Origin of the sequence: uncultured Solobacterium sp., from assembly GCF_963550625.1 — a bacterium.
Classification (GTDB): domain Bacteria; phylum Bacillota_I; class Bacilli_A; order Erysipelotrichales; family Erysipelotrichaceae; genus Bulleidia.
Map to the genome: position 1 here is coordinate 1 of NZ_CAUVCV010000028.1, position 6,117 is coordinate 6,117.

Sequence of the window (6,117 nt, forward strand, 5' to 3'; positions counted from 1 at the left end):
TACTGACAGATGGTAACTCAATGTTATTTAGAGCGTATTACGCTACAGCGTATGGAAGACCAATGACAACTTCAGATGGTACACCGACAAACGCTGTCTTTGGTTTTGCATCTATGATGCAAAAAGCGATTGATATCATACAACCAGATGCAGTATTAGTTGCCTTTGATGCAGGAAAACATACTTTCCGTCATGAACTCTATGCAGACTACAAAGGTGGTCGTAAACCAGCACCGGATGACTTGGTGCCACAGTTTAAACTCGTTAGAGATTTCTTGGATGCCTTTGCGATTACGTGGGTGGAGATGCAAGATATTGAAGCGGATGACTTAATTGGAACAATCTCTAAAAAGGCAACAGACTATCAAACCTATGTGCTAACAAGTGATCACGATATGTTACAACTAGTGGATGATACAACTTCAGTATTACTAATGAAAAAGGGTATTACCGACATGGATGTCATGACACCTGAAAGTCTTAAGGAACAAATGGGGATTGAGCCACTTCAGATTATTGATATGAAGGGCTTAATGGGTGATAAGTCAGATAATATCCCAGGTATTCCTGGTATTGGTGAAAAGACAGCACTCAAGCTATTAGAAGAATATGGCACTGTTGAAAACGTCCTAGCAAATGAAGATAAACTCAAGGGTGCTTTACAGAAGAAAGTAATGGAAGGGCATGAGTCCGCATTACTTTCTAAAAAACTTGCGACAATTCGTCGTGATGTCGATGTAGAGATGAATGAGAAAGAGTTATCTTTTACACCTAACTACCCACAACTTGTAAAGTTCTTACAGATGCTAGAGATGAATACACTTGCAAAACGCTTTTCGGATAAGATTGTTGCAGAAAAGAGCACACAAGAAGAAACAGTCGTAACTTCAAGTGAAGATAAGCGTGTTACAAAGGTACCTACAGAAATGTTAAAGGATTCTTGTGCTGTGTTTGTAGATGATGACCATGGAGCATACATGCATGCGACTATCAATGGCTTTGCACTATATAATGGTAAGCAAGCCATATACATTTCTTTAGCAGATGCAAAGAGGGATGAAGACTTGCTTGCATATCTTTCAAGTGATATACCACATAAGTATGGATTTGATGTAAAACGCAATTTACATCTAGCACAAAATGAAGGTTTAACACTGACTTTCCATGATGATATGATGCTTGCGGCTGCTTTAGTAGACTCATCTCTAACAACAACCACAAAGATTATTGAGCGTTATGGCTTTGATAATAAAGTAAGTTATGAAGATGTATATGGTAAACCTACAAAGCCAAATCTAATGATTGATGAAGAAAAACAGTGCATGTATGCATGTGCATTTGCGAAAAATATCTTTAGTTTGTATGCAGAGATTACACCAAAGCTACAAGAATATAAAATGGAAAAACTCTACGATGAAATGGAGATGCCACTAACACACGTTCTCTATCACATGGAAAGAGAAGGGATTCGTTGCGATATCGATATTCTTGATCGCATTGCGACAGAAACGATGGCGAAGATTAGCGAAGCACAAAAAGAAATTTATGCGATTGCTGGTAAAGAATTCAATATCAACTCTCCAAAGCAACTTGCAGAAGTGTTATTCGATGATTTAGGACTTCCTACAGGTAAAAAGAGAAGTACTGCAGCTGGTGAATTAGAAAAGCTACAAGGCAAATCACTAATCATCGATTATATTTTGGATTATCGTAAGCTATCTAAAATCTATAGTACTTACGCTGAAGGTTTGAAGAAGTATATTCAAAAGGATGGAAAGATTCATACAATCTATAACCAATCCGCAACACAAACAGGAAGACTATCTTCAAGCGAACCAAACTTACAGAATATCAGTGTTCGCGATGAACAGGGCAAAGAGATTCGTAAGGCTTTCTTACCAGAAGATGGTTGTGTATTAATCTCTAGCGACTATCATCAGATTGAGTTACGTATGCTGGCGCATATGGCAAATGAAACGAGTCTGATTGAAGCGTTTAAAGAAGGAATCGATATTCATACTAAGACAGCGATGGATGTCTTCCATAAGCTACAGGATGAAATTACACCTCAAGATAGACGTAGTGCTAAGACAGTTAATTTCGGTATCGTGTATGGTATCAGTGACTTTGGTTTAAGTGAGCAGCTCGGTGTAAGTCGTTATGAGGCGCATGATTTTATTGAACGCTATTATGCGGCGTATCCAAAGATTCGCACTTATATGGATAAAATTGTCAAAGACTGTGAAGAGAAGGGCTACGTAGAAACACTATGTGGTAGACGTAGAGAAATTCCTGAGATTCACGATAAGAATCACGCAACACGCGAATTTGGTAAACGTGCAGCGATGAACGCACCAATTCAAGGCTCTGCTGCAGATCTTATTAAACTTGCAATGATTCATATCAATCAGATGATGAAGGAAGCGAAAGTAAAGAGTAAGATGATTCTACAGGTACACGATGAACTCATCTTTAATGTACCTAAGGAAGAAGTTGAAGTAATGACCAAGCTTATCAATGATGGTATGGTCAATGCGATGCATCTTCAGGTTCCTTTGACAGCTGAATGTTCTATCGGTAGCGATTGGTACGAGGCAAAGTAATATGCCAGAACTACCAGAAGTTGAAACTGTCCTACGTACACTAGAACATCAGATTCAAGGAAGAAGAATCTTGGATGTGGATGTACGCTATCCAAAGATGATTGAGAATGATGTAGAACAGTTTAAAGCAAAACTTAAGAATCAAACATTTAATACGTTCATGCGTCGTGGCAAATATTTACTATTTGGCTTAGATGATTGTATCCTCATGAGCCATTTACGCATGGAAGGAAGATATTATATTCAAGATCCAACGGAACCTACCAACCGTCATATGCACGTGATATTTCGTTTAGATAACGGTAAAGAGTTACGCTATATGGATACACGTAAATTTGGACGCATGGAAATCTTACCGTTGGATACAGATTTTAGCCATTATCATGGCTTAGGACCTGAACCTTTTGATGAAGCATTCAATGCGTCCTACATTCATGCATATCGTAAGGGAAAACGTACACCACTGAAAAGCCTACTATTAGACCAGAGTTTTGTGGCAGGAGTAGGAAATATCTACGCAGATGAAATTCTTGCGGCCTGCAATCTAAGACCGGGTAGGTCTTGTGCACGTATTACTCGTAAGGATGAAGAAAATCTTGTGATGCATACAAGGCGTATCTTGAAAGCTGCGATTGCGGCCGGTGGAACAACGATTAGAACGTATACATCTAGCTTAGGAGTTACTGGTAGATTTCAAACAGAGTGTACCGTACATATGCAGAAAATCTGTCCTCGTTGTAAAGGACAGATTCACGTAAAATATATAGGTGGACGGTCAAGTTACTATTGTCCACATTGTCAGAAATAGGAGTTTTATGAAGATTGCGATTACAGGAACGATTGCGGCAGGAAAAACAACTGTTGCGATTCTATTCAGAAGAAGAGGAATACCGGTATTCAATGCCGACCAATACGCAAAGCGTTCCTTGTATCAAGGTTCTGTTTGTTATGAAAAAATTTTAAAAGTATTTGGGGATGATGTAACTAGCACAAGTGGTGATATCGACCCTAAGAAACTTGCTGGAATTATCTTTCAGGACAATCATAAACGTGAACAACTAAACGCAATTGTTCATCCCTTTGTATTAGAAGGGATGCAGAAATTCTTTACAACAAACTTACAACAACCAATTATCTGTGCAGAGGTTCCTCTGTTGTTTGAAACCGGTTGGGACCAATACTTTGATCGTACAGTGGTTGTAACTTGTAGTGAAGAAATAGCCATACAAAGAATGATGGAAGAAAGAAACTATACACTTGAAGAAGCGAAGGCAAGACTTTCAATGCAGGTGCCTGCAGAAAAACAGATTGCTTTGGCAGATAAAGTGATTTATAACGAAGGTGATTTAAAGGAATTAGATTCACAAATCAACCGATGGTTAGGAGAACTTAGAAAGGACATCAGAAATGGAAAGAATGCCAACTAGTACATATCGCATCGATTTTAGTAACGGTATCTCTGAAGAAACTTTACTTTCACTTATGATGTTATACCAACCACTCATCGGAAAAGATGCGACAGTTTTATACTTAACTCTTATTGCGGAAGGTAAAACCCAAAAGGGTTTTGAGAAACATCAACGTTTACTAGTGCTAGCCGATTTGGATATTAACGCACTAGATAAGGCATGTACTAAATTAGAAGAGTATATGTTAATGCGAACATATGTAAAGACGACAGAGTTATGTGATCAATATATCTATGTTTTAAATAGTCCTATTTATGCAAAGGATTTCTTAAAATCAAATGTATTTATGAATCGTTATGAGCGTACTGTAGGAAAAGATGAGACAACGACTACAATGACGCACCTAAACGCAAATAACATTTCCTTACGTGGCTATAAAGAAGTCACAAAGGCAGTCAAGTTCTTACCAGAAGATCTCTTAGATCGTCATATTGAATTTGATGCATTACAGCCACGTTATCAATTCGCAATGGATGATCAAACAATTAACTTTGATTATGAAAAGTTTATTGCGACGACAAGTACACTGGTCTTCCCAGCCGAACTTCGTACGCAGGAAAATTTAAGTTTAATTGGTAAACTTGCGACAATCTATGGTTTATCTGTAGATAAGATGCGTGTTTTAGTTAACCGTTGTATTAATCTACAAACAATGACATTTGATAGTACAAAACTAAAGATCTACGCATCACGTGCAGAATCTGATGTTAACCCAGGAAGTGACCCATATTCATTGCCACCTGTATCTTTCTTACAGGCAAAGCAAGGTGGTGCTAAGGTTACTCAGTTAGAAAAGAGTATCTTAGAACATCTAGCGATTGATATGCATTTTAGTAATGAAGTGATTAATGTGATGATTGAACATATCCTAAAGATTTCGCAGAATCGCTTGAATCGTAACTTTGTGGATATGGTTGCGGCTGAGTGGGCTAGAGATGGTGTAACTACCAAACAACAAGCCCTACAACAGCGTAAGAAGACGATACGTCAAACACCACAAGTTAATAGTGGAGTTAGGATTGGCATGCCTGAGTATATCCGCCAACAAGAAGAGGGTACTCTACCAGAGGGTACAGCAGCATCGGCAGAACTAATAGAACGATTACAAAAACTACAGAAGGGAGATGAGTAATTCATGGAAGCGTTAAATATCAAAGAGATTCCAATGACAGAACAGCAGAAACAAGAAACCCAAACACTACAAGATGAATTACGGAAAGACCCTGTAGTTGTCGAGTTGTTTCAAAGAAACAAACTCGATGAAAGATATTTGGACACATCCCCATGGAAGATTCATGCATGGAGAAAAAGTTATGAGCCATGTTTGCATTGTACAGGCTTAAATCAATGTAAGCAGAGGGTGAAGGGATACTATGACGACTTAGAGGACAATGGTATCCTACAAACAGTACAGACACCATGTAAGTTTCAACAGGAATATATGAATGAGACAGCACATCTAGAGAAGTTTAGTGTAAATGATATGCCATCCAACATGTACGCAGTATCTTTTGCGAAAATCAACTTACTCAAAGAGACGGAAGAATACTTACTTGTATGGGAAGATTGTCGTAGTGCGAATATTCATAATCAAGGACTATACCTACATGGCACAATGGGAAGTGGCAAGACACATCTTTCTGCCTGTGCCGCAAATGATCATGCGCGTAAAAATGAGACCGTTGCCTTTGTGCATTATCCAACATACTGTACAAGAGCTATCGCAACGATGAAGACTTCAGAATATAAAATTGAACTTGGTCGATTGATGCGTGCAAAGTTTCTAGTTTTAGATGATATTGGAGCAGAGAGCGTGAATGAATGGAATCGTGATCAGCTACTACTGCCTTTACTAGAGAAGCGATATACAGAAGGATTACCAACTTGGTTTACATCCAACTGTGATATTGAGTCATTAAAAGAACACTTTAGATATGTTGGAAAAGGCAAGGATGATGAGCTAAAAGCTGCTCGTATTGTTGAAAGAATAACGAGTATGGCAAAGATAAAAACGCTTACAGGAAAAGATAGGCGAAAAACATTGT

General features: G+C 38.3%; 5 protein-coding genes. All 5 read left to right on the plus strand.

All coding sequences use genetic code 11. From position 1 onward, the window contains the following. The first annotated feature begins 2 nt into the window (after positions 1 to 2). Positions 3 to 2,603, plus strand: a complete 2,601-nt coding sequence (polA, locus tag RYK16_RS08195; protein WP_314851769.1) for a DNA polymerase I — start codon at positions 3 to 5, stop codon at positions 2,601 to 2,603. Position 2,604: 1 nt separating this feature from the next. After that, complete coding sequence (gene mutM / locus RYK16_RS08200; RefSeq protein WP_314112617.1) at positions 2,605 to 3,411, plus strand: bifunctional DNA-formamidopyrimidine glycosylase/DNA-(apurinic or apyrimidinic site) lyase; 807 nt, start codon at positions 2,605 to 2,607, stop codon at positions 3,409 to 3,411. Between the two features lie 7 nt (positions 3,412 to 3,418). Continuing rightward, on the plus strand, positions 3,419 to 4,030 hold the full coding sequence (coaE, locus tag RYK16_RS08205) for a dephospho-CoA kinase (protein ID WP_294207817.1): 612 nt from the start codon (positions 3,419 to 3,421) through the stop codon (positions 4,028 to 4,030). Further along, the gene (locus RYK16_RS08210; RefSeq protein WP_314851770.1) at positions 4,011 to 5,204 is read left to right on the plus strand and encodes a DnaD domain protein; all 1,194 of its coding nucleotides are present in this window, start codon (positions 4,011 to 4,013) and stop codon (positions 5,202 to 5,204) included. Before coaE ends, RYK16_RS08210 begins: the two co-directional genes overlap by 20 nt. A 3-nt stretch (positions 5,205 to 5,207) precedes the next feature. Further along, positions 5,208 to 6,117, plus strand: a 910-nt coding sequence (locus RYK16_RS08215; RefSeq protein ID WP_314851771.1) for an ATP-binding protein, incomplete at its 3' end; no start/stop codon positions are given.